The sequence below is a fragment of the Rhodanobacter sp. UC4443_H10 genome, assembly GCF_052978325.1.
The window spans coordinates 846,615-870,830 of sequence record NZ_CM129668.1 but is presented as its reverse complement, the minus strand read 5'-3'; the positions used below and the strand labels follow the sequence as shown (position 1 = coordinate 870,830).

Sequence of the window (24,216 nt, the reverse complement as noted above, 5' to 3'; positions counted from 1 at the left end):
GCGCCCCTTCTTTTTGCGCCGTGTGTCGCTGTCGGACGGCGCGGTTAGAATAGGCGGTTCACTTTCCAGGAAAACCCTCAACGATGATGAAGGTAACGATCTTTGGTACCGGCTACGTCGGACTGGTTACCGGTGCCTGTCTGGCCGAGATGGGCAATCACGTGGTCTGCGTCGATATCGACGCAGGCAAGGTCGAGCGGCTGAAGCGCGGCGAGATCCCGATCTACGAGCCGGGCCTGGAATCGATCGTGCAGAGCAACCATGCCAGTGGCCGGCTCGACTTCACCACCGAGGCGGCGCCGGCGATCGCCCACGGTGAATTGATCTTCATCGCCGTCGGCACGCCGCCGGACGAGGACGGCAGCGCCGACCTGCAGTACGTGCAGAAGGTGGCCAGCACGATCGGCCATCACCTGCAGCGTTACGCCGTGGTGGTGAACAAGTCGACCGTGCCGGTGGGTACCGCCGATCGCGTGCGCGAAGCCGTCGCGGCCGAGCTGGCGGCGCGCCAGGCCACGGTGGAATTCGACGTGGTGTCGAACCCGGAGTTCCTAAAGGAGGGCGCGGCGGTGGAAGACTGCCTGCGCCCCGACCGCATCGTCGTGGGTGCTTCCAGCACGCGCGCGGTTGCCCTGCTGCGCAAGCTGTACGCGCCGTTCAACCGGAATCACGACCGCATGGTGGTGATGGACGAGCGCTCGGCCGAGCTGACCAAGTACGCCGCCAACGCGATGCTGGCGACCAAGATCAGTTTCATGAACGAGATCGCGAACATCGCCGAGCGGGTGGGCGCCGACGTGGAACTGGTGCGCCAGGGCATCGGCTCGGACCCGCGCATCGGCTACAGCTTCATCTACCCGGGCGCCGGTTACGGCGGCTCGTGCTTTCCCAAGGACGTGCAGGCGCTGGAGCGCACCGCGCACGCGCATGGCTACGAGGCGCGCCTGCTCGGTGCGGTCGAGGCGGTCAACCGGCAGCAGAAGGGCAAGTTGTTCGAGCTGATCTCGCGGCATTTCGACGGCCAGCTGGGCGGTCGCACGATCGCTCTGTGGGGCTTGGCGTTCAAACCGAATACCGACGACATGCGCGAGGCTTCCAGCCGACGCCTGATGGAACAACTGTGGGGCGCCGGCGCGAAGGTGCGCGCGTTCGACCCGGAAGCGCGCGAGGAAGCCCGGCGGCTGTACGGCGAACGTGCCGATCTGGTGCTTTGCGAGCACGCCGCGGCTGCCCTGCAGGGCGCCGACGTGCTGGCGGTGGTCACCGAGTGGAAGGCCTTCCGCAGCCCCGATTTTGCGGCGATCCGTGCCGCGCTGGCGGTCCCGGCGATCTTCGACGGCCGCAACCTGTACGACCCGGCCGTGGTGGAGGAGGCGGGTCTGGCCTATTACGGCATCGGCCGTGGTCGCAGCCTGCAGTTGTCGTGATGAACAGTTCGAACGACGTGCTCGCCCGCCGGCTCGACGAGATGGAGATCAAGCTGACCTTCATCGACGAGGCGGTGCAGGCGCTGACCACGGCGGACGCCGACCAGTCGCAGCGGATCGCTGCGCTGGAACGCGCCCTGCGCGACCTGCGCGGCGAGGTGGCGTCGATGCGCATCGCGCAGGGTGACGATCCGCACGATGAACCGCCGCCGCCGCATTACTGACCCGGACCCCTCCCACCTGCCGATCACGGAATGCCCGCATGGCCGATTCCCTGCGCGATCAGCTGCTCAAGAGCGGCATCGTCAAACAAGTGCAGCAGGACCGCGCGCACGAACCGAAGCGCCCGACGCCTGCGTCGCCCGGCAAGCCCGCACGCAAGGGCGGCAAGCCGCATGCGGCGCGGCCGTCGGGACAGAGCCAGCAGGACATCGACCTGGCCAAGGCATACGCGCTGCGTGCCCGGACTGAAGCCCGCGAGCGCCAGCGGATCGAGCGCGAGGCGGCCGAGCAAGCCCGGCTGCGGCGTGAGCGCAAGCTGCGCATCCAGCAACTGCTGGATGGCCAGGCGTTGAACAAGGCCGATGCCGACCAGGTGCGCAACTTCGAATACGCCGGCAAGATCCGCCGCATCCATGTCGACGCAACCCAGCTAGCGGCACTCAACGCCGGCGAACTGGGCGTGGTGCAGCATGCCGGTCGCTACCTGCTGGTCAGCCGCGACACGGCCGAGCAACTGCGCGAACTGGACGCCAACCACGTCGCCTTGCTGGTGGCGCCGGGCACCGCCGGCACGGATGACGACGGCGTACCCGACGATCTCATGTGGTGAGGTCGAAGTAGGGGGGCACCGCCGCCTCACGAAGCAAGCGCGGCGGGCACCGCCCGCCGCGCGATTCAGCGGTCCGGCGCTTGCGTCAACGCCGGATGGTCCCAGCCATGCTTGGGCTTGAAGCGGTCGCCATGGCGGCGGGCCAGCTGCTCCAGCTTCGCCTTCAGCGTGTCGGCGCCTTCGCTGCGCACGTACTGGATCGGGCCGCCACGGAAGGGTGCGAAACCGGTGCCGAAGATCACGCCTGCATCCAGCAGATCGGCGTCGTCGACCACGCCGTCGGCCAAGCAGGCCACCGCCTCGTTGACCATCGACAGGATCATTCGATCCTGCAGGTCCGGCGGTGTCACGTAGTCGTTGTCCACTTCGGGCTTCTGCGGCTTGCCGTCCTGCCACACGTACAGTCCCTGGCCGTCCTTCTTGCCGCGCTTGCCGGCGGCGAGCCGTTCGTCCATGCCGGGCGGCAGCTCCAGGCCGAGGAAAGGCGCCAACTCCTTGCCCACCGAGGCGCAGACGTCCAGACCGACCGTGTCGGCCAGTTCGATCGGCCCCATCGGCATGCCGAACTTCTTCGCCTCGCGATCGAGCACCGCGCCGGGCACGCCCTCGCTGTACAGCCGCATGGCTTCGAGCAGGTACGGGACCAGGATGCGGTTGACCAGGAAGCCCGGCGTGCCCTTGACCGCGACCGGCAGCTTGCCGATCGCCTTGCAGAACGCCAGCGCGCGTTTCTCGATGGCCGGGTCGAGCTGGTCGTGGCGCACGACCTCCACCAGCGGCATCTGCGCCACCGGGTTGAAGAAATGCAGGCCGAGGAAGTCTGCCGGACGAGCGAGCTTGCCGCGCAGTTCGTCCAGCGGAATGCTGGAGGTGTTGCTGGCCAGGATTGCCCCGTCCTTGAGCTGCGGCTCGATGGTGGCGTACAGCGCCTCTTTCGCCTCGGCATTCTCGTAGATCGCCTCGATCGCCAGATCCGCCTGGGCGACGCCCTTGCCGTCGACGTCGGCGCGCAGCCGCTGCACTGCCGCGTCGATCTTCTCCGGGGTCTTGAGCTTTTTCTCGTACAGCGCGCGTGCGCGATCCAGCGCCGGCTGGATGTACTTCATCTCGCGGTCCTGCAGGGTCACGTCCATGCCTTTCAGTGCCACCCAGGCGGCGATGTCGCCGCCCATCACGCCGGCACCCACGACGTGCACGCGGTTGATGGCCGCATCGACGCCGCCGCCCTGGCCCTTCAGCCGCTCCTGCAGGAAGAAGATGCGGATCAGGTTCTGCGCGGTGGGTGTCTGCGCCAGCCGCGCCACCGAGTCGGCTTCGATCTTCAAGCGCTGGCCGATGTCGCTGCCGCCGCGCTTCCACACGTCGATCAGGGCGAACGGCGCCGGATAGTGCTCGCGACGTACCTTGGCCGCCGTCTGCTTGACCATGATCGGCGCCAGGATCTGTCGCCCCAGCCAGCTGTTGCTGGCCCACGCCTTGGCGCGACGCGCGAACGGTCGCGACGGCGCGCGTCGCAGCAGCAGGCGCGCCTCGGCCAGCAGCTCCTGCGGGCGTGCGAGGTGATCGACCACGCCCAGCGCGAGTGCGCGCCGCGCCGAGAGCGGCTTGCCGGTGAGCATCACCGGCATCGCCTCGGCCGCACCGATCAGGCGTGGCAGGCGGGCCGTGCCGCCCCAGCCGGGGTGGATGCCAAGCATCACCTCGGGCAGGGCGATGCGGGTACTGTCCTCGTCGGCCGCCACGCGCAGACGGCACGCCAGGATCAATTCGGTGCCGCCGCCCATGCAGGGACCGTGCACCGCGGCCACGGTGGGGCAGGCGAGCCGGGCCAGTGCTTCGTACACGCGCTGGCCGTGCTCGATGTTCTCGCGCACGGTGTCCTGGCGCGCGTATTCCACGAACTCGCGGATGTCCGCGCCCACCGCAAAGCCCGCGGACTTGCCCGAATGGATGATGACGCCGGCGGGCATGTCGATCGCCAGCCGCTCGACGATCTGATCCAGCTCGTCCAGCACGGCACGATTGATCGCATTGACGCTGCTGCCGGCGCGGTCGAGCGTCAGCGTCACCAGGCCATCGTCCTCGTGGGTCCGCCAGTGGTTGAATCGCAATCCTTCGAACATGGGGGTCGGCACATGGTGGAGGAGGCCTGAACCATACCGTTCCGTGGTCGCGATTGCGAGATGTGACGCGTGCGCTTGACCCGCTGGTGACAGCGGTGTGAAATCGGACCGTTGCGGACGGTATCCGCCGAAACCAGTCGCACGCGCGGGTGCTCCCGAGCGATTCCCGCAGGTGCGATTGGCTAACTGAACCGGGTCGACGAGGGTCGATCGGTTCCCGGCCATTCGAAGGCATCCGCGCTCGCCGCGGGTCCGGATTCAGCACCTGCCGCAGGACGAAACCTGATGACCATCGCCATGGCCTCCGCCGTACCCCAGGCTGGCGCCGAGATATTCGAACGCATCCTGACCGCGCCCAGTGGCCTGGTCGTGTTGCAAAGCAAGGACGCCGAAGCGCTGATCGAACAGGTGCGCGTGCTGGCCAGGCACAGCGGCCAGGCGGTATACCTGTGGCAGCCGGACACCGGGCTGGGCAGCCTGCGCGAGGCCCATGCCCGGGTGCCGGACTGCGAGCGGCTCGGCAATGCGTTGCGTTACATGCAGCAGAGCATGCATTTCGGCGTCTATTTCCTGCGCGGGGTGGAGCTGCCCTTGTCGGCGGTGGATGCAGCCATGCTGCGCCAGTTGGCGCGGGCGCCCAAGGGCCACCTGCGCCGCGTGGTGCTGGTCGATGCGCCGCAGGCGCTGGTGGCCCACCTGGGCGATCTCGCCGCCCAGGTCAGTACCGAAGACGGCAAGCCGCGCCAGCTGCGCCTGCGCGATGGTCGCTGGCTGACATGAGGCCGCGCACATGAATGCCGGCATCCTGCTGGTAGCCGCCCAGCGCGACCTGCGCCGGGCGCTGTTCGACGCGCTCGATCGTGCCGGCTACGCGCGGCTGCATTCGGCGCGCGACATTTCCCACGCGGCGATCCTGCTGGAGGGCAATGCCGCGCAGGAACCGCTGCAGTTGATGGTGCTGGTGCTGGATGGCGACGAAACCCAGGCCTGCGCCGCTTGCGAGCAATTGCGCCGGCTGCCGGGCGCCGCCGATGCGCCGCTGATCGTGGTGCTGGCCGATGGCGCGCCGTGCAGCCCGGCCGACCTGCCGCCGGGGATCGCCGACTGGCTTTGCGCCGGACAGATTGCCACCGAACTGGTCGCGCGCTGGCAGCGCCTGCCGGTCAGCGCAGCCGGTGGCCCGGTCCCGACGGTTTGGGGTGCGGCCGGCGATTGGCGATGGGCCTTCGAGGAAAGCGGCAGCGAATGGTTGATGGTCGACCTGCAGAGCCAGTGCCTGCTCGAAGTCAGTCCCGGCGTGATCCGGCACAGTCGCCTGCCTGCCAGCGAGTGGGCCGGGCTGGCGCTGGCCGAGGCGGTACAGCTCGAGGGCGACACGTCGGCCACCATTTTCAACGACGCGGATCGTCGCTGGCATCCGGCCCGGCGCAAGTCGTCGCTGGGTTACGACACCGGTCAGGTGAACGTGCGGCGGGTCGAGCAGGGCGGCAGCGCGGCTCTGGCGCTGCAGTTTCGCAGCGATCGCGCCGACCTGCGGCCGGAGGCGGCGTTGTCGCTGTTGTCGCGCCTGTTCGCCTCAAGCAGCGGCGTCGACGCGCAGTCCGCCTGCGCGCAACTGCTGTTCGACGAGCTGGCGCTGGACTATCTGGCCGTGTGGTCGGTCCGTCCGGAAACGGCCGACGCCCCCGCCCAGGTCCTGCAACTGAGCCGCGAGGAACACGCGCAGTGGCCGCCGGGCTACCTGCAGAGTTCGCTGCAGCTGGTGCTGGGCGGGCAGGCGATGCGTTACCAGAGCGACGCCGGCAAGCTGGCGGCGGTCGACCCGCTGCTGCAGCAGCTGGATCTGGCCGGCTTCGTCGGCTTGCCGATGTACGACGAGCGGCACAGCGTGCTCGGCGCCGTGCTCGCCGGCAGCCGCCGCGGTTTCGCCGAGATGGCGGTGGTCGAGCCGGTGCTGCGTTGCGCGGCGGCGCGTTTCGCCCGCACGCTGGAGCTGCAGCGCACCCGCGAACAGGGTCGCGCCGAGGGCCTGGTCGATGCCTTGACCGGGTTGCCCAACCGGTTGCTGTTCAACGACCGGCTGGAGGCGATCCTGCGCGAGGCGATCCGCAACGGCGAGTGCTTTGCCCTGCTGTTCGTCGACCTGGACCGGTTCAAGGCCATCAACGATACCTACGGCCACGCCACCGGCGACCGGGTGTTGCGCACTGTCACCCAGCGGTTGCGCGGCAGCATCCGCGCCTCCGACACCGTGGCGCGTTATGCCGGCGACGAGTTCACCATCGTGCTGCGCCACATCGTCAAGAACGACGACGTGCTGCGCGTGGCCGAGAAGATCGTGCAGATGATGGAGTCGCCGATCTTCCTGGAAGACGGCGTCGAGCTGCAGGTCACCGTGTCGATGGGCGTGAGCTTTTTCCCCGACGACGCCAACGACGCCGATACCCTGCTCAAGCATGCGGACGAGGCGATGTATTCGGCCAAGCACAAGGGCCGCAACAACTTCCAGATCTACGAGGTCAGCCCGGAGTACGCACGTCAGCACGGCATGGCGCTGAAGACGCGCCTGCGCCACGCCGAAGGCAACGGCGAGTTGCGCGTGGTCTATCAGCCCCAGGTCAATGCCGAGACCGAGGACATCGTGGGCATGGAGGCGCTGGTGCGCTGGGAGCACCCCGAGCTGGGCATGATCAGCCCCGCCGTGTTCATTCCGCTGGCCGAGGAGACCGGGCTGATCGTGTCGATCGGCGAATGGGTGATGCACACCGCTTGCCGCCAGGCGCGCGAGTGGGAGCAGCGCTACGGCTTGCGCCTGCGCCTGGGCGTCAACCTGTCGGCCGTGCAGTTGATGGAGCCGCAGTTGCTGGAGATGGTGGCGCGCGCGCTGCGCGAGACCGGGCTCGATCCCACCCTGCTGGAAATGGAGATCACCGAGAGCATCAGCATCAAGGCGGCGCCGAACCTGGTGGAGAACCTCAATGCGCTGCACCGGCTCGGCTGTCACATCGCGATCGACGATTTCGGCACCGGCGCCGCCTCGCTGGACTACCTGCGCCGGCTGCCCGCCGACCGCATCAAGGTGGACCAGAGCTTCGTGCGCAATATCGGCGTGGACCCGGACGACGAGGCGATCGTGCGGGCCACCATCGAGATGGCCCACCGGCTGAACCGTGCGGTGGTGGCCGAGGGCGTGGAGACCGAGCAGCACCTGCAATTCCTGCGCGACCACCATTGCGACGAGCTGCAGGGTTACCTGTTCTGCCGGCCGTTGCAGCCGATCAGCTTCGAGAAGATGCTGGCCGAGCGCCAGCGCCTGCTGGGCGTGCGGCAGGCCGAACCGGCTTGAGCGGTCCGCAGGCGGCCCCATAACGGGAGCTGGCGCGACGATTGGCTAAACTGAACTCGGTGGGCCGCTCGTGGTCTGAGCGCCGGGTTCAGCTCACCCCAGGCACCCTCAGCGGATGACGGCATTGACGATGGACACGGCCCGCATGGGCGAAAACGAACTGGACCGCGCGCTGGTCGAGCGGGTCCAGCAGGGGGACAAGCGCGCCTTCGACCTGCTGGTGCGCAAGTACCAGCACAAGCTGATCGGGCTGATTTCGCGTTACGTGCGCAGCCATGCCGAGTGCGAGGACATCGCGCAGGAGTCCTTCATCCGCGCCTGGCGCGCGATCGGATCGTTCCGTGGCGACAGCGCGTTCTACACCTGGCTGTACAAGATCGCGGTCAACACCGCCAAGAACCACCTGGTGGCGATGGGGCGACGGCCGCCCTCCGGCGACGTCGACGCGGACGAAGCCGAGTTCATGGCCGGGGCCGAGCGCATGCACGACAGCGCCACCCCCGAGCACGAATTGATGCGCCAGGAAATTGAACAATCGGTGTTTTCCACTGTCCAAGCCCTGCCCGAGGAACTGCGGACCGCCATCACCCTGCGTGAAGTGGATGGCCTCAGTTACGATGAAATCGCCGAAGCGATGGGCTGTCCGATCGGTACGGTGCGTTCGCGCATCTTCCGGGCGCGTGAGGCGATCGACGAAAAGCTGCGGCCGCTGCTGTCTGGCCGCGAGGATCCGACATGAACCAGGCACAGACCCACCAGGACGCCCTCGAGAATCTCTCGGCCAGCATGGACGGCGAATTGCCTGTCGAGCAGTTGCGTTTCCTGTTGCGCCGACTCGATCACGATGAAGCCTTGCGCCAGGCATGGTCGGGCTACCACTTTGCCCGCGACGGCCTGCGCCGCGAGATCACCCTGCGCGCCTCCGGCGGCTTCGCCGCGCGGGTGATGCTGGCGATCGAGCAGGAGACGGTGGCCGCCGCGGCGCCGTCGCGACGGCACGCCTGGTTGCGCTGGTCCGGCGGTGGCGTGATCGCCGCCAGCGTGGCCGCCGCGGCGTTGATGATCAGCCAGCCGGCGGGCGATGCCGGTCGCGTGGACTCCGCTGTGGTGGCGGGGACCAGCCAGGTGACCTTGTCGACGCCGGCGAGCACGCCGGCAGCACCGCCTTCGGTGCCGCCATGGCTCAGCGGCAACGCCGCCGGCCTGCTCAGCCAGCAGGCTTCGGCTACCCTGGGCGCGCCGCTGGACGACGGCCAGTCGCGTGATGCGCGGCGGATGTCGACCTACCCGGCGATGCATCGTTATCGCACCCTGGACAACAACGACGGCAGCTATCTGCTGCTGCTCGACCCGGCACCGGATGCCTCGCACCAGGCCGCTGCCGGCCGGCGCTGAGATTGTCGGGCGAGTGATGGTTCGCGGCAAATCCTGTTGATGCGGATGTCCCCTCGGCGCCTGCGCCGAAGGTGTTGTGCGGCCGCTCGACTGTGCCGCGGCCCGCTTGCCGCGTCGTCATTGATCGCCGGTTCGCGCCGGCTGCAGTTCAAACCCAAGGAGGAGTCATGAGTCATTCCATCTTGCGTACGCTGGCCTGTTGCGCCCTGCTGGGCCTGGCCGGGGTCGGCGGCGTGCAGGCCCAGCCGGCGGCCGCCGCGGCGCTGCCGGATTTCACCGGCATCGTGCAGCAGAACGCCCCTGCGGTAGTGCACGTGGAGGCCCGGTACACCGGCGAACCGAATCGCTCGATGCGCGTGCAGGGCCAGATGGGACCGGGGCAGGGCATGCCCAACGACCCGGGCGCCGAGATCCTGCGGCGCTTCTTCGGCATGCCGATGATGCCCTCGCCCGAGGAGCAGCGGCATACCTCGCTGGGTTCGGGTTTCATCATCTCCAGCGACGGTTACATTCTCACCAACAACCACGTGGTCGACCATGCGGACAAAGTCACCGTGCGCCTGCAGGATCGCCGCACGCTGACCGCCAAGGTGGTCGGCACCGACCCGACCTATGACATCGCCCTGCTCAAGGTCGACGCCGGCGGTGCGCTGCCGGCGGTGACCATCGGCAATTCGCGCAGCCTGAAACCGGGCCAGTGGGTGCTCGCGATCGGCTCGCCGTTCGGCTTCGACTACACCGTGACCCAGGGCATCGTCAGCGCGGTGGGCCGCAACCTGGGCCAGCGCGACCAGCCATATACCTCCTTCATCCAGACCGACGTGCCGATCAACCGCGGCAACTCCGGCGGCCCGCTGTTCAACCTGCAGGGCCAGGTGGTCGGCATCAATTCGCAGATCTATTCCAACACCGGCGACTATCTCGGCGTGTCGTTCTCGATCCCGATCGACGTGGCAATGAACGCGGTGCAGCAGCTCAAGACCAAGGGCTACGTCTCGCGCGGCCTGCTCGGCGTGACTGTGCAGCCGGTCAGCGACGACATCGTCAAGGCGTTCAAGCTCGACAACGGCGTCGGCGCGGCCGTGGTCGACGTGGACCCGGACAGCGGTGCCGGCAAGGCCGGCCTCCAGGCCGGCGACATCATCCTGGCCTACGACAACCACGACCTGCAGCAGGCCGCCGACCTGCCGCCGCTGGTGGGCATGACCAAGCCGGGCAGCAAGGTGCCGGTGGAGATCCTGCGCAACGGCAAGAAGCAGACCGTGCAGGTGACCATCGGCGAGGCCAAGCGCGACGGCAATGCCGTGGACAACCGCAGCGCCGGCTCGCCCTCCGCGCGCAGCGGTTCGGCCGCGCTGGGGTTGAGCGTGCAGTCGCTCGACAACGATACCCGCAAGCAGCTCGGGCTGAAGGACGGGCAGGGCGTGGTGATCGACGCCATCACCGGTCCGGTGGCGGCGCAGTCGGGGCTGCGCGCCGGCGACGTGATCCTGATGGTCAACCAGCGCAAGATCGGCAGCGTGGCGGAGTTCGAGGCGGCCACGAAGGACGTCAAGGCGGGCAGCACGGTCCTGTTGCTGGTGCGCCGCGGCGACCAGAGCCAGTTCATCGGCCTGACCGTGCCGGACGGGAAGTAGCCGGACCTCGCCCGGCAAGGGTGCCGCCCGTCGCGGGGCGGCACCGATCCCCTCGCGGATGCCTGCCGGACGGGTGTTCCATGCGATAATGCGGGGTTGGCGTCGCCTCGGGGCGGCGCGTCGTCATGCATGGTGCGTGGCGGCGGACCCCACGACCGAAAGGCCGCTCGCGCTCCATGGAATTGATCCGCAACTTCTCCATCATTGCCCACATCGATCACGGCAAGTCCACGCTGGCCGACCGCATCATCCAGATCTGCGGCGGTCTGGCTGACCGCGAGATGGAAGCACAGGTGCTGGACAACAATCCGATCGAGCGCGAGCGCGGCATCACCATCAAGGCACAGTCGGTGTCGCTGCCCTACACCGCGCGCGACGGCAAGACCTACCAGCTCAACTTCATCGACACCCCCGGCCACGTGGATTTCTCCTACGAGGTGAGCCGTTCGCTGGCCGCGTGCGAGGGTGCGCTGCTGGTGGTCGACGCGGCACAGGGCGTCGAGGCCCAATCCGTGGCCAACTGCTACACCGCGGTGGAGATGGGCCTGGAAGTGGTGCCGGTGCTCAACAAGATCGACCTGCCCACCGCCGACGTCGAGAAGGTCAAGGGCGAGATCGAGGCGGTGATCGGCATCGACGCCACCGACGCGGTGGCGATCAGCGCCAAGACCGGGCTCAACGTGGTCGAGGTGCTGGAGGCAATCGTGGCGCGCATCCCGCCGCCCAAGCCGCGCGACACCGATCGCCTGCAGGCGCTGATCATCGACTCGTGGTTCGACAACTACCTCGGCGTGATCTCGCTGGTGCGCGTCATGCAGGGCGAGATCAAGCCCGGCGACAAGTTGCTGGTGATGTCCACCGGGCGCAGCCACGAGGTCGACGACGTCGGCGTGTTCACGCCCAAGCGCAAGAAGCTGGACAAGCTGTCGGCGGGCGAAGTGGGCTGGATCAACGCCTCGATCAAGGACGTGCACGGCGCGCCGGTGGGCGACACGCTGACCCACGCCGGCAAGCCGGCCGCGGCGCCGCTGCCGGGCTTCCAGACCATGCAGCCGCGCGTGTTCGCCGGCCTGTTCCCGGTGTCGTCGGACGACTTCCCGGCGATGCGCGAGGCGCTGGACAAGCTGCGCTTGAACGACGCCGCGCTGTTCTTCGAGCCGGAGTCCTCCGAGGCGATGGGCTTCGGCTTCCGCTGCGGCTTCCTCGGCATGCTGCACATGGAAATCGTGCAGGAGCGGCTGGAGCGCGAATACGACCTCAACCTGATCACCACCGCACCCACGGTGGTTTACGAGGTGCTGCTCAGCGACGGCTCGATCCTGCAACTGGACAACCCGGCCAAGCTGCCGACCAACTCCAGCCTGATCCAGGAAATCCGCGAGCCGATCATCGTGGCCAACATCCTCACCCCGCCGGACTACATCGGCAGCGTGATCAAGCTGTGCGAGGAAAAGCGCGGCGTGCAGCGTTCGATCCAGTATCTGGCCACCCAGGTGCAGATCAGCTACGAGATGCCGCTGGCCGAGGTGGTGATGGATTTCTTCGACCGGCTGAAGTCCGTTTCGCGCGGCTACGCCTCGATGGATTACCACTTCGACCGCTTCGAGGCCGGCCCGTTCGTGCGCACCGACGTGTTGATCAACGGCGAGCGCGTCGACGCGCTGAGCCTGATCGTGCACCGCAGCCACGCCGACCGCCGCGGCCGCGAACTGGTCGAGCGCATGAAGGAGCTGATTCCGCGCCAGCAATTCGACGTGGCGATCCAGGCCGCGATCGGCGCGCAGATCATCGCCCGCTCGACGGTGAAGGCATTGCGCAAGAACGTGCTGGCCAAGTGTTACGGCGGCGACGTCAGCCGCAAGAAGAAGCTGCTGGAGAAACAGAAGGAAGGCAAAAAACGGATGAAGCAGGTCGGGCGGGTCGAGATCCCCCAGGAAGCCTTCCTCGCCGTGTTGAAAGTGGATAAATAGCCAAAGGCCGGGAATAGGGAATGGGGAATCGGGAATAGGAAGAGCGGCCAGCTTCACTATTCCCCATTCCCCATTCCCCATTCCCGGCTCCAAAGGGAGCCCCTCATGGAATTTGATTTTGCGGCGATTCTGCTTGGCCTCACCGTGCTGTTCGGCGTGGTGTGGGGGCTGGATCGGCTGTTCCTGTACAAGAAGCGCAAGGCGCGGCTGGACGCGGCGGGCGAGGAGTATCGCGACCCGATGCCGGTGGACTGGGCGCGCTCGCTGTTCCCGGTGGTGCTGGTGGTGCTGCTGCTGCGGTCGTTCGTGGCCGAGCCGTTCCGCATCCCGTCCGGCTCGATGATGCCGACGCTGGACGTGGGCGATTTCATCCTGGTCAACAAGTTCGCCTATGGCCTGCGCCTGCCGGCGTTCAACAACAAGATCCTCGACCTGGGCGAACCCGAGCGCGGCGACGTGGTGGTGTTCCGCTGGCCCGGCTTCACCTGCCATCGCGACGACGGCACGGTAGTGCACGGCGGCAATGCGGACTGCAGCGTTCCGGTGCCGAACCAGAACTGGATCAAGCGCGTGATCGGCCTGCCCGGCGACACCATCCAGATCCGCGACAGCGAGATCGTGATCAACGGCAAGCCGGTGCCGGCCGAGAAGATCGGCCCGTTCAAGGGCAACCACGCGCGCCCGGCGGACGAGGAACTGCTCGCCTACGGCGCCACCATCTGGAAAGAGCACCTGGGCAAGGTGACCCACCTGATCGCGCGCATGCCCGACCGCATGCCCACGCCGCCGGTGCCCAACGCGAACATGCCTGCGGTGGTGCCCGACAACTGCTATCTGGTGATGGGCGACGACCGTGAAAACAGTGAAGACAGCCGCTGGTGGGGCTGCATGCCGGAGCAGAACCTGGCCGGCAAGGCATTCCTGATCTGGATGAGCTGGAAGGGCTGGGGCACCGGCGGCGTGGATTTCTCGCGCATCGGCACGGTCATCCACTGACGCATCCTCCGGCCAGGCGCGCGACCGCGAAAACGTGATGCGATCGTGCCGCCCGCTCCCCGCCTGCGGCCAACAAGTGCGAGAATCCGCAGGCGCCATCGGCCCCGGCCGGGCCGGTGCGGCGGGTGCGGGCGACACCGGGACATCCACAGATCGGACGGCCGCCCAGGCGGCATAGCGAGGGGACTATGAAATCGAAACAGTCGGGCATCACCCTGATCGGCTTCCTGCTCATCATCGTGGTAGTGGGCTTCTTTGCCTACATGGCGATGAAACTGGCGCCGTCGTATTCCGAGTACATGGGCGTGACCAAGGCGATGAACCAGATCGCCACGGAAGGCACCAATGGCAAGTCGCTGGACTCGATCCGCCGCGATTTGATGTTCAAGCTCGGCTTCCAGTACGTCGACGATGCCACCGTCAAGCCGGCCAACATCACCATCAAGCGCGACGCCGGCGGCACCAGCGTGCTGACCGTGGCCTACGACAAGCAGATCCCGTTCATGTACAACATCGACTTCCTGCTGCACTTCAACAAGAGCGTGCCGCTGCAGGGCAATGTCGGCGAGTAGACGTTGAAGCTCCGTCACCGATTCAGTGATCCGGCCTGGGCGCAGTTGGCGCTGACCCACCGCAGCGCCGGCAAGCCCAACAACGAACGGCTGGAGTTCCTCGGTGATGCGCTGCTGGGCGCGATCATCGCCGAGCTGCTTTACGAGGTGCATCCCAAGGCCAGCGAAGGCGAGCTGTCGCGGCTGCGTGCGCAACTGGTCAACGGCAACGCGCTGGCCGTGGTGGCGCGCGAGCTGGAGTTGGGCGACGAGCTGAAGCTCGGCCCCGGCGAGCTCAAGAGCGGCGGCTTCCGTCGCGACTCGATCCTTGCCGATGCGTTCGAGGCGCTGGTGGCGGCGGTGTACGAGGATGCCGGTTTCGACACCTGCCGCAGCCTGGTGCGCGACCTGTTCGGCGAGCGCGTCGCCGCGCTGCGACGCTCGTCCAAGGACGCCAAGACCCGGCTGCAGGAACACCTGCAATCCGGGGGCTGGCCGCTGCCGCAGTACGAGCTGGTCGACAGCCACGGCGAGGACCACGCCAAGACCTTCGACGTGACCTGCCGCATCAGCGAACCGCTGCAGATCGTCGCCGCTGCCACGGCCGGCAGCCGCCGCGCCGCCGAACAGGATGCCGCCGAGAGCGTGCTCGGCCAGTTGCTGGAACTGGCGCGCGACTCCTGAGCCGCCGGCGCCGCGGGTTCACCGTGCGCGCGCCTTCCACGCACTACACTTGCCCACCGACTCGCTGAGCCTGCCACCATGAACGACCCCCTCGACATCGCCGACGGCAGCCTGCCGCATGAGGATTTCCGCTGCGGCACCGTGGCCCTGGCCGGACGCCCGAACGTGGGCAAGTCGACCCTGCTCAACGCGCTGATCGGCTTTCGCCTGTCCATCATCAGCCCGCGACCGCAGACCACGCGCCATCGCATTCTCGGCATCCACACCAACGAGGCCGGGCAGATCCTCTACGTGGACACCCCGGGGCTGCACCGGGGCGCCAAGCGGGCGATGAACCGCAGTCTCAACCGCGCCGCCCGCTCGGCGATCGGCGACGTGGACCTGGTGGTGCAGGTGATCGAGGCCGGTCGCTTCACCGACGAGGACGAGGCGCTGTACACCGCCCTGGTCGAGCAGTCCGCGCCGCGCCTGCTGGTGATCAACAAGGTCGATCTGAACAAGGACAAGACCGTGATGCTGCCGTTCGTGGCCGAACTGGCGCAGCACCATCAGTACGACGAGATCCATTACGTCAGCGCGTTGAAGGAGCAGGGCCTGCAGGCGCTGGAGCAGGCCATCATCAAGCGCCTGCCGGTACGCGCGCCGATCTACGGCGTCGACGAGGTCACCGACCGCAGCGAACGTTTCCTCGCCGCCGAGATGGTGCGCGAACAGTTGATGCTGCGGCTGGACCAGGAGCTGCCGTACGCCACCACGGTGGAGATCGAGCAGTTCGAGGATCGGCCGGACGGCGTCGCTGAAATCCACGCCGTGATCTGGGTCGAGCGCGCCGGCCAGAAAGCCATCGTGATCGGCCAGGGCGGCGCCCAGCTCAAGGCGATCGGCTCCGGCGCCCGCCGCCACATGGAGCGCATGTTCGAGCGCAAGGTGTTCCTGCGCCTGTGGGTCAAGGTCCGCGAAGGCTGGGCCGACGACGAAAACATGCTGAAGAAATTCGGGTATACCGACTAGAGCGAGGAGTGAGAGGAGAGAAGTGAGAGAAGGCGGAAAGCGAGCGGCAGCTGCTACCTCTCTCACTGCTCGTTTCTCACTCCTGATTTTCCCCATGCGCATCGACCAGCAACCCGCCTATGTCCTGCACGCGCGGCCGTATCGCGAGACGTCGCTGTTGCTGGAGTGCCTGACCCGCGAGCATGGGCGGTTGGGTGTGGTGGCGCGGGGCGTGCGCGGTGAGCGTGCACGGTTGCGGCGTGCGCAGCTCGAACCGTTCCAGCCGCTGGCGCTGGGTCTGCTGCTGCGCGGCGAGATGGCCACGCTCACCGCCGTCGAGGCGGTCGGCACGCCGCAGCGGCTGGAAGGCGACGCGGCGCTGGCCGGGCTGTATCTCAACGAGTTGGTGGTGCGCCTGACCGGGCGGCAGGACCCGCTGGGGCCGCTGTTCGATGCCTATGCCGCAGCGCTGACGCGGCTGGCCACGGGCGAATCGATCAGCTGGAGCCTGCGCCGCTTCGAACGCGACCTGCTGCAGGCCACCGGTTACGGCCTGCCGTTGCTGCACGAGACAGACACCGGCGAGGTGATCGAGCCGGACGCGTGGTATCGCTACCAGGTCGAGGAAGGCGCGCGGCGTTGCGCCGCCGACGCGCCCCGCGCGATGCGCGGCGCCGACCTGCTGGCACTGGCGCACGACCGCATGCCCGACCCGCACGGCCTGAAAGCATTGCGCGACCTGATGCGCGAAATCATCCGCTTCCACCTCGGCGGTGGCGAGTTGCGCGCGTGGCGGGTGCTGTCGATGGCGGTCTCGCGCCGCGCTCCCGCCGCGGGCAGCGACCGCGCCAAGCCGCCGGCGTGAGTCCGCGCCAGGAGCGTGGGCGGTAGAAATCTCCCGGGCTGCAAAAGCGTCTGCGCGGTCCATATTTCCGCCGCTTCCCGGCCCGTAGAACCACTATGGGCCGGCGAATCGTCGAAAATCTGTCCTCACGCAGCCACTTTTTCGCCTCGAAAGTTTCTACCGCCCACGCTCCTAGCTGTCCAGCGCCTGCAGCGTCGCGGCCAGCACGCGGCGGAAGCTGGCCAAGGCGGCGGGCGCGGAGCCGTCGGGCAGGAGTTGCCGCTGCAGTCGCACCGCCTGTTCGGCCAGCGCCGTGGCACCGCAAAATCCGCATGAGGAACGCAGCCGGTGCAGCCGTTCGGCGAATGCGACGCGGTCGGCGCTGAGCTGGTCCAGTTCGCCTTGCAGCAGCGCGAGTTCCTCGCGCAGCAACAGGCGCAACGCACGCATCGTGGTGGCGTCGCCGCTGCTGCAGAGCGCCGCGCCATCGTCCAGCACGGACGACGACTCGGCTTGGATCAGCGCCAGCACGCGGCGCAGGTCGGTCAGGGTGCAGGGTTTGAGCAGGATGTCGCTGAAGCCTGCCGCCAGCAGGTCGTCGCGGTCGGCCGGCGCGATGTCCGCGCTGGTGGCCACGGCGGTGCTGTCGACGGAGGCGGAGCGGACATCGGCGCGCAGTTGCTCCAGCACGTGCAGGGCGCCGCCGCCGGGCATGCGGCAGTCGAGCAGCAACAGGTCGAACTTGCCCGCACCGGCGCGCTCCAGCGCTTCCCGGCCGCTGCCGGCGGTCTCCACCGTGGCGCCCAGCGAGCGCAGCCCGTCGCCGAGGAAGCGGCAACTGCCGGGGTCGTCATCGGCGACCAGAACGTAGGGCCGGGGTGCCTGGTGGAGGGACGAACTGCAAGATTCCGGGCGCTCGCTCAAGACGAAATCCTTGTCGTTCATCTGGATTTGGCAGAATGGCCCGAGATGCGCCCGACTTCAAGCCACATTTCGAGCCGCTTCGCGCTGTGTTGCGGCCTCCTGCTGGGTCTGCTCTGGTTCGCGCCGGCGCGGGCCGACGTGCTGCTGTCGGCCAGGTCGATCAGCATGCCGGGACTTCAACTGCAGGCGGTGACGCTGCGCCTGGGCGAGGACGGCGCCGGCGCGCTCACCGTGTCGCTGCATGCGGACAAGGCCGACCTGCCGGCCATGGGCTGGCGCCGCCTGCCGCTGGATCTTGCCGGCAGCCTGCGCCGCAACGAGCACATGGGCTGGGTGCTGGACGGCAACCTCAAGCTGGCCCGCGCGCCCGGCGGCGCGCTCGCCGATGCGCAGGTGCAGGTGCAGGTGAGCCCGGCGGCCAACACCTTGCAGATCGACGTGTTGCAGGGCCAGGCCACGCTCAGCGGCGCCTTGCCGCTGGATCAGCCCACGCATGCGCAGATCCGTGTGACAAACCTGCCGGCAGGCTGGCTGCAAGGCCTGCTCGGCACCGTCTGGTCCGGCCGCACCACCGCCGGCCGGGTGGATGCCGAGCTGGCACTGGACCTGCGTGACCCGGGCCTGCGCTCCTCCGGCCAGTTCAGTCTGCACGAGGTGGGTTTCGACACGCCCAGCGGCACGCTTGCCGGGCGGGGCGTCAGCGGCAATGGCCGCTTCAACCTCGACTACGGCGATGGCCCGGCACAGATCGACCTCGATGCAGGCCTGCGCGGCGGCGAGCTGCTGCTGGGTCCGCTCTACGCCAAGCTGCCCGATCATCCCGTGCAGTTGAATCTGCATGCCAACGCTGCGGACGGGGCGGTGGAGCTGAGCCGCCTGCGTTTCACCGATGCCGATGCGCTGCAGCTCTCCGGCGCGCTGGCGTTCGATGCCAAAGGCGCGCCGAGCGTCCTGCGGCTGGACCGCCTGCACGCCAGCTTCCCGGCGGCGTACGAACGTTACGGGCGCTCCTGGCTCGACACGATGGGCCTGCAGGATCTCACGGTGGCCGGCGACATCGACGCCAGTGTCGACTGGCGTGAGGATTCCCTGCGCAGCTTCGCGTTCAAGACCGATGGGTTCGACCTGACCGACGCTGCCGGGCGCCTGGCGATCGACGGCCTGCACGGCGCGCTGGACTGGTCGGCCAAGGGCGACCGGCCCGTCACCACGCTGGGCTGGCGCGGGCTGGGTTTCTACCGGATCGAGAACGGCGCGGCCCAATCGACCTGGCGCAGCCACGACGGCATGCTGAGCCTGCAGCAGCCGCTGACGATGCCGGTGCTGGGTGGCCAGCTGCAGATCGGCCAGTTCGATTGGTCCCCCGCCGCGGCTGCCGGCCAGCGGCTGGCGACCTCGCTGGTGCTGACCGGCGTGGACATGAAGGCGTTCAGCCAGGCGATGGGCTGGCCCGCGTTCCCCGGCACGCTGGCCGGCGCGGTGCCCTCGCTGCGCTGGGTCGACGACCGGCTGGAACTCGGCGGCGGGCTCAGCGCGCACGTGTTCGACGGTTTCGTCGACATCACCCGGCTGTCCCTGCAGCAACCGTTCGGGACCAGTCCGGTGCTCAGCGCGGATATCGACCTGAAGCAGCTCGATCTCGGTGCGATCACCAGCGTGTTCGACTTCGGCAGCATCACGGGGCGGCTGGACGGGAGCATCCAGGGCCTGCGCCTGGTCGACTGGAGCCCGGTGGCGTTCAAGGCCAGCCTGCTCGCCGGCGACGGCGGACGGATCAGCCAGCGCGCGGTGAACAACCTCACCTCGGTCGGTGGCGGCGGCGTGGCTGCCGGCCTGCAGGGCGCGATGCTGAAGCTGTTCAAGACATTCGGCTACCAGCGCATCGGCCTCAATTGCACCTTGCAGGGCACCGTGTGCAAGATGAGCGGTCTGGAGCCGACCGACGGTGGCTACACTATCGTCGAAGGCAGCGGCCTGCCGCGCCTGCAGGTGATCGGCCACCAGACCGAGGTCGACTGGCCCACCTTGGTCAAGCGGCTGCAGGACGCCATCAGCGGCAGCGGGCCCGAGATTCACTGAGCGGTTGCCGATTCGACCTCCAAGCCCGGACTGGCGATCGAAAGTCACGAGAACGGGTTTTCTGCACATACTTACTTTTCAGCACCGGAGTCACGTCATGCGCAAGCTCGTCTACGTCATCCTGACCACCATGGCCGTGGCGCTGGTCGGCTGTGTCACGATCAACGTGTACTTCCCCGAAGCCGCGGCGCAGAAGGCCGCCGACCAGTTCATCGGCAGCGTGCTGGACAAGGCCGACGCCGCCGGCAAGCCGGCCGCGAAGGAGCCGCCGCCGGCGCCGAAGAGCGACGCCGGGCACCCCTCGGCCATGCTGCTCGACCTGCTGATCCCCGCCGCGCAGGCGGCCGAGACGCCGGACTTCCGCGTCCACACCAGCGCCACCGACGCCATTCATGCGCGCATGAACCAGCGCATCGGCGGCATCCTCGGCCAGCTGCTGGACAGCGGCGCGGTCGGCTTCACCCACGACGGCATGGTGGCCATGCGCGACGCGGCGAAGGTGCCGCTGAGCCAGCGCGCCCAGGCCAATGCCGCCGTGGCCGAGGAGAACCGCGACCGCGCCGCGCTGTACCGCGAGATCGCCGTCGCCAACAACCATCCGGAATGGGAGGCGCAGATCCGCACCGCCTTCGCCAAGACATGGATCGAGAAGGCGCACGCCGGCTGGTACTACCAGAACGCCGCCGGCGCCTGGCAGAAGAAATGATCGCGGGAGCGCACCCTGTGCGCCGTGCTTTCTCGCCACGTGACGAAGAGCATCGCGCGCAGGGTGCGCTCCTGCGGGGCGCGGTCCGGCCCGATCTGTGATAATTGGCGGCCAGCCCTTCTGTCTGCGCCCCATGTCACGTTCCAACTCGGTCTCGCCCACACCCTTTGAAGCACACATCACCGACCTCGGCCACGATGGCCGCGGCGTGGCGCGGATCGACGGCAAGACGGTGTTCGTCAGCGGCGCCTTGCTCGGCGAGCGGGTGATGGCGAAGCTGCGCAAGCGGCACCGGCATTTCGACGAGGCGGAAACGGTCGAGGTGATCACCGCCTCGCCGCATCGGGTCGAACCGAAATGCCGCCATTTCGCGCAGTGCAGCGGCTGCTCGCTGCAGCATCTCGATGCGCCCTCGCAGATCGCCGCCAAGCAACGCGTGCTGGCCGAAAACTTCGAGCGCATCGGCAAGGTCACGCCACAAGCCTGGTTGCCGCCGCTCACCGCCGAACCATGGGGCTATCGGCGCAAGGGTCGGCTGTCGGTACGCAACGTGGCGAAGAAGGGCCGCGTGCTGGTCGGCTTCCGCGAGGAGCAGAACCCGCGCTTCGTCACCGAGATCCGGCAATGCGAAGTGATGCATCCGGCGCTCGGCCCCAAGGTCGGGTTGCTGGCCGAGCTGCTGGGCACCATGGATGCGGCCGAGGACATCCCGCAGATCGAATTCGCCGCCGGCGACGAGCTGATGGCGCTGGTGTTCCGCCACATGCAGCCGCTCAGCGAGCACGACCAGGCCGCGCTGGTCGCGTTCGGCCGGCAGCACGGTTTCGCGATCTACCTGCAGCCGGGCGGAATCAGCAGCGTGCATCCGTTATGGCCGGAAAACCCGCGGCTGGCCTTCACGATCGCCAGTGGGGACGCGCGCTTCGCCGACGTCGAGCTGGAGTTCCAGCCGCTCGATTTCGTGCAGGTCAACGCCGGCATGAATCAGTTGATGATGGCGCGCGCGATGGAGCTGCTCGATCCGCAGCCGGCCGATCGCGTGCTCGACCTGTTCTGCGGCCTCGGCAACTTCACCCTGCCGATCGCGCGGCGGGTGGCCGAGGTCGTCGGCGTGGAAGGCGAGCACGGCCTGGTCGAGCGCGCCGCGCAGAACGCCGCGCGCAACGGCATCGCCAACGCGCGCTTCCACGTCGCCAACCTGTTCGAGGACCAGCGCGCCACCGAGTGGGCGCGCCAGCCGTGGGACAAGCTGCTGCTCGATCCGCCGCGTGCGGGCGCCGACAAGGTGCTCGACTACCTGCCGCACAAGGCGACCCGACGCATCGTCTACGTCTCCTGCCATCCCGCCTCGCTGACGCGCGACGCCGGCATCCTGGTCAACCGGCACGGTTTCCGGCTGGCCTCGGCCGGCGTGATGGACATGTTCCCGCATACCTCCCATGTCGAATCGATTGCGCTGTTCGAGCGCTGAGGAGCGAGGAGTGAATGAAGAGGAGTGAGAAGTGAGAGAAATCCAGTGCATGCTTGACGCTCTTGTTCTTGCTCTCTCTCACTTCTCACTTCTCTCCGTTCACTCCTGACTTTTATGCCCATCGAGATCGAACGCAAATTCCTGTTGGCCACCGACGAGTGGCGCGCCGCGATCGAGCGCAGCGAGCCGATCGCGCAGGGCTACCTGGTCGGTGCGCAGGCCTTGCGCGAGGGCCACGCGCGCGCCTCGGTGCGCGCGCGGCTGGCCGGTGAGCAGGCGTGGCTCAACATCAAGGCCGCCACTTCCGGCATCGCGCGGGCCGAATTCGATTACCCGATACCGCTGGCCGATGCGCGCGTCATGCTGGCCAGCCTCTGCGACGGCGTGCTGGAGAAGGTCCGCCATCATGTCCGCGTCGACGGCGTACTGTTCGAGGTCGACGAATTCGGCGGCGACAACGCCGGCCTGGTCGTCGCCGAGGTCGAATTGCCTGCAGTCGATGCCTCATTTCCGCGGCCGGCGTGGCTGGGCCGCGAGGTGAGCGCGCTGACGCGCTACTACAACGTCAACCTGATCGCGCACCCGTACCGGCAATGGTCGCCGGCCGAGCGCGCCGCCGAGGATGCCGCATGCTGATGATCGGCGTGGCCGCGCCGGAACTGGCCGAATCCGAGAAACGCTGGCTGCGCGCGCCCGGCGTCGCCGGCGTGCTGCTGTTTGCGCGCAACTACCGTTCGCGCGAGCAGTTGATGGCCTTGTGCGAGGCGATCCGCGATGCCGGCGGCGAGCACCTGCTGATCGCGGTGGACCAGGAGGGTGGCCCGGTGCAACGCTTCCGCGACGGCTTCACCCGGCTGCCGCCGCTGGCGGCGATCGGTGCCGTTTACGACCGCGACCCCGACGAGGCGATCCGCCTGGCCGAGGAGCACGCCTGGGTGATGGCCAGCGAACTGCGCGCCAGCGGCGTCGATTTCAGTTTCGCGCCGGTGGTCGATCTCGCCCGTGGCAACGCGGCTATCGGCCTGCGTGCTTTCCACGCCGATCCCGCGGTGGCCGGCGAACTGGGCCAGGCCTACGTGCGCGGCATGCACCTGGGCGGCATGGCCGCAGTGCTCAAGCACTTCCCGGGGCATGGCTCGGTCACCGGCGACACCCACAAGGTGGCGGCGATCGACTCGCGCGGCCTGGACGAGATCCGCCGCGACGATCTGCGCCCGTTCGCCGAATGCATCGAGGCACGCGTCGAAGCGGTGATGATGGCGCACGTCATTTACCCGGCCGTGGACAGCCGTCCAGCCGGCTATTCGAAGGTCTGGATCGAGCAGGTCCTGCGCGGCGAACTGGGCTTCACCGGCGCGGTGATCAGCGACGACATCAGCATGGCCGCCGCCGGCGCGGCCGGCAGCGTGGGCGGGCGGGTGAGGGCGCACCTCGACGCCGGCTGCGACCTGGTGCTTGCCTGCTTCCCCGAGGTGGTCGAGGAGGCACTGGCCGCGCTGCCCGCCGATACCGGCGCCATGCCCGCGTCGATCGCCACGCTGCGCGGCGCCATTGGCGCCACCTGGGCCGGCCTCGCGGACAATCCACAGCGCGACCGTTTCGTCGCCCGCATCACGGCGTTGCACGCCGAAGGAAACGCATGAACACTGCACATCCCTCCCTGGCCGATGCCCTGGCGCAGGCCGACCTGCTGTATGCCCGCGAGGCGCTGGAGCCGGTGATCGCCGACATGGGCGCACGCATCGATGCCGTGCTCGGCGGCGAGCGCGCGGTGTTCCTCACCGTGATGAACGGCGCGTTGATCTTCGCCGGCCAGCTGGCCCTGGCGATCCGCACCGACCTGGAGTTCGACTACGTGCACGCCACCCGCTACCGCGGCGAAACCACCGGCAGCACGCTGCACTGGCTGCGTGCACCCGCCGTGTCGCTGGCCGGTCGCGTGGTGCTGCTGGTCGACGACATCCTCGACGAAGGCCACACGCTGAAGGAAGTGCGCGAAGACTGCTACAAGCGCGGTGCGAAAAAAGTGCTGATCGCCAGCCTGTGCACCAAGCGCCACGACCGCCTGGTCGAAGGCATCGCCTCGGATTTCAACGGCGTGGAACTACCCGACCGCTTCGTGTTCGGCTACGGCATGGACTACTACGAGCAGGGGCGCAACCTGCCGGGCATCTACGCGTTGAAGGCCGGGAATGGGGAATAGGGATTCGGGACCAGGGCGCACAAGTGTGGCGCTTCGAA

Annotated in this window: 22 protein-coding genes; 20 read left to right on the top strand and 2 right to left on the bottom strand. The window is 68.1% G+C overall.

Annotation, left to right across the window (positions count from 1 at the left end; all coding sequences use genetic code 11):
- Positions 1-86 precede the first annotated feature (86 nt).
- The 3 genes from ACVCMB_RS04015 to ACVCMB_RS04005 are packed head-to-tail and all read left to right on the top strand — an operon-like array spanning position 87 to position 2,259.
- Complete coding sequence (locus ACVCMB_RS04015; RefSeq protein ID WP_395121397.1) at positions 87-1,427, top strand: UDP-glucose dehydrogenase family protein; 1,341 nt, start codon at positions 87-89, stop codon at positions 1,425-1,427.
- Positions 1,427-1,651, top strand: coding sequence for a SlyX family protein (locus tag ACVCMB_RS04010; RefSeq protein ID WP_395118843.1), 225 nt, complete (start codon positions 1,427-1,429; stop codon positions 1,649-1,651). Before ACVCMB_RS04015 ends, ACVCMB_RS04010 begins: the two co-directional genes overlap by 1 nt.
- Before the next feature lie 38 nt (positions 1,652-1,689).
- Positions 1,690-2,259 (top strand): DUF2058 domain-containing protein, encoded by a 570-nt coding sequence (locus ACVCMB_RS04005; protein ID WP_395118841.1) that lies wholly within the window; start codon positions 1,690-1,692, stop codon positions 2,257-2,259.
- A gap of 65 nt (positions 2,260-2,324) precedes the next feature.
- On the opposite strand, the gene ACVCMB_RS04000 is transcribed toward ACVCMB_RS04005, so the two are convergent.
- On the bottom strand, positions 2,325-4,382 hold the full coding sequence (locus tag ACVCMB_RS04000) for a 3-hydroxyacyl-CoA dehydrogenase NAD-binding domain-containing protein (protein ID WP_447106205.1): 2,058 nt from the start codon (positions 4,380-4,382) through the stop codon (positions 2,325-2,327).
- 285 nt (positions 4,383-4,667) lie between these two features.
- Here ACVCMB_RS04000 and ACVCMB_RS03995 point away from each other — a divergent pair, with 285 nt between their 5' ends.
- The 11 genes from ACVCMB_RS03995 to recO all read left to right on the top strand — a co-directional run bounded on the left by ACVCMB_RS03995 (position 4,668) and on the right by recO (position 16,816).
- A complete protein-coding gene (locus ACVCMB_RS03995) occupies positions 4,668-5,162 on the top strand; it encodes a hypothetical protein (RefSeq protein WP_395118837.1) in 495 nt (164 codons plus the stop codon).
- Positions 5,163-5,172: 10 nt separating this feature from the next.
- Positions 5,173-7,728, top strand: a complete 2,556-nt coding sequence (locus ACVCMB_RS03990; RefSeq protein ID WP_447100232.1) for a putative bifunctional diguanylate cyclase/phosphodiesterase — start codon at positions 5,173-5,175, stop codon at positions 7,726-7,728.
- Between the two features lie 145 nt (positions 7,729-7,873).
- Entirely contained in the window at positions 7,874-8,467 is a 594-nt protein-coding gene (gene rpoE, locus ACVCMB_RS03985; RefSeq protein WP_395121396.1) for an RNA polymerase sigma factor RpoE, read from the top strand.
- Positions 8,464-9,123 (top strand): sigma-E factor negative regulatory protein, encoded by a 660-nt coding sequence (locus ACVCMB_RS03980; RefSeq protein WP_395118833.1) that lies wholly within the window; start codon positions 8,464-8,466, stop codon positions 9,121-9,123. The genes rpoE and ACVCMB_RS03980 overlap by 4 nt, the downstream gene beginning before the upstream one ends.
- Before the next feature lie 167 nt (positions 9,124-9,290).
- Entirely contained in the window at positions 9,291-10,760 is a 1,470-nt protein-coding gene (locus ACVCMB_RS03975) for a Do family serine endopeptidase (protein ID WP_447106204.1), read from the top strand.
- Positions 10,761-10,936: 176 nt separating this feature from the next.
- The gene (lepA, locus tag ACVCMB_RS03970; RefSeq protein ID WP_395118829.1) at positions 10,937-12,730 is read left to right on the top strand and encodes a translation elongation factor 4; all 1,794 of its coding nucleotides are present in this window, start codon (positions 10,937-10,939) and stop codon (positions 12,728-12,730) included.
- Between the two features lie 105 nt (positions 12,731-12,835).
- On the top strand, positions 12,836-13,726 hold the full coding sequence (gene lepB, locus ACVCMB_RS03965) for a signal peptidase I (protein ID WP_395118827.1): 891 nt from the start codon (positions 12,836-12,838) through the stop codon (positions 13,724-13,726).
- 188 nt (positions 13,727-13,914) lie between these two features.
- Positions 13,915-14,298 (top strand): DUF4845 domain-containing protein, encoded by a 384-nt coding sequence (locus ACVCMB_RS03960; RefSeq protein WP_395118825.1) that lies wholly within the window; start codon positions 13,915-13,917, stop codon positions 14,296-14,298.
- A gap of 3 nt (positions 14,299-14,301) precedes the next feature.
- Entirely contained in the window at positions 14,302-14,961 is a 660-nt protein-coding gene (gene rnc / locus ACVCMB_RS03955; RefSeq protein ID WP_447098756.1) for a ribonuclease III, read from the top strand.
- 78 nt (positions 14,962-15,039) lie between these two features.
- A complete protein-coding gene (era, locus tag ACVCMB_RS03950) occupies positions 15,040-15,972 on the top strand; it encodes a GTPase Era (protein WP_395118821.1) in 933 nt (310 codons plus the stop codon).
- A 94-nt stretch (positions 15,973-16,066) separates the two neighbouring features.
- Positions 16,067-16,816 (top strand): DNA repair protein RecO, encoded by a 750-nt coding sequence (gene recO / locus ACVCMB_RS03945; protein WP_447106203.1) that lies wholly within the window; start codon positions 16,067-16,069, stop codon positions 16,814-16,816.
- Between the two features lie 171 nt (positions 16,817-16,987).
- Here the strand turns inward: recO and ACVCMB_RS03940 are convergent, their stop codons facing one another.
- Positions 16,988-17,719 (bottom strand): response regulator, encoded by a 732-nt coding sequence (locus ACVCMB_RS03940; RefSeq protein WP_447106202.1) that lies wholly within the window; start codon positions 17,717-17,719, stop codon positions 16,988-16,990.
- A 45-nt stretch (positions 17,720-17,764) separates the two neighbouring features.
- On the opposite strand from ACVCMB_RS03940, the gene ACVCMB_RS03935 reads away from it, so the two are divergent.
- From ACVCMB_RS03935 to ACVCMB_RS03910, 6 genes are all read left to right on the top strand, one after another.
- Positions 17,765-19,798 carry a hypothetical protein gene (locus ACVCMB_RS03935; protein WP_447106201.1) on the top strand — a complete coding sequence of 678 codons (2,034 nt, stop codon included), beginning with the start codon at positions 17,765-17,767 and terminating at the stop codon, positions 19,796-19,798.
- 97 nt (positions 19,799-19,895) lie between these two features.
- Entirely contained in the window at positions 19,896-20,504 is a 609-nt protein-coding gene (locus ACVCMB_RS03930) for a YdbL family protein (RefSeq protein WP_395118813.1), read from the top strand.
- Positions 20,505-20,637: 133 nt separating this feature from the next.
- Complete coding sequence (gene rlmD / locus ACVCMB_RS03925) at positions 20,638-21,975, top strand: 23S rRNA (uracil(1939)-C(5))-methyltransferase RlmD (RefSeq protein WP_447106200.1); 1,338 nt, start codon at positions 20,638-20,640, stop codon at positions 21,973-21,975.
- Positions 21,976-22,089: 114 nt separating this feature from the next.
- A complete protein-coding gene (locus ACVCMB_RS03920) occupies positions 22,090-22,611 on the top strand; it encodes a CYTH domain-containing protein (RefSeq protein ID WP_447098759.1) in 522 nt (173 codons plus the stop codon).
- The gene (gene nagZ / locus ACVCMB_RS03915; protein ID WP_447106199.1) at positions 22,605-23,618 is read left to right on the top strand and encodes a beta-N-acetylhexosaminidase; all 1,014 of its coding nucleotides are present in this window, start codon (positions 22,605-22,607) and stop codon (positions 23,616-23,618) included. The genes ACVCMB_RS03920 and nagZ overlap by 7 nt, the downstream gene beginning before the upstream one ends.
- Entirely contained in the window at positions 23,615-24,178 is a 564-nt protein-coding gene (locus tag ACVCMB_RS03910; protein ID WP_395118805.1) for a hypoxanthine-guanine phosphoribosyltransferase, read from the top strand. Before nagZ ends, ACVCMB_RS03910 begins: the two co-directional genes overlap by 4 nt.
- Positions 24,179-24,216: the final 38 nt, after the last annotated feature.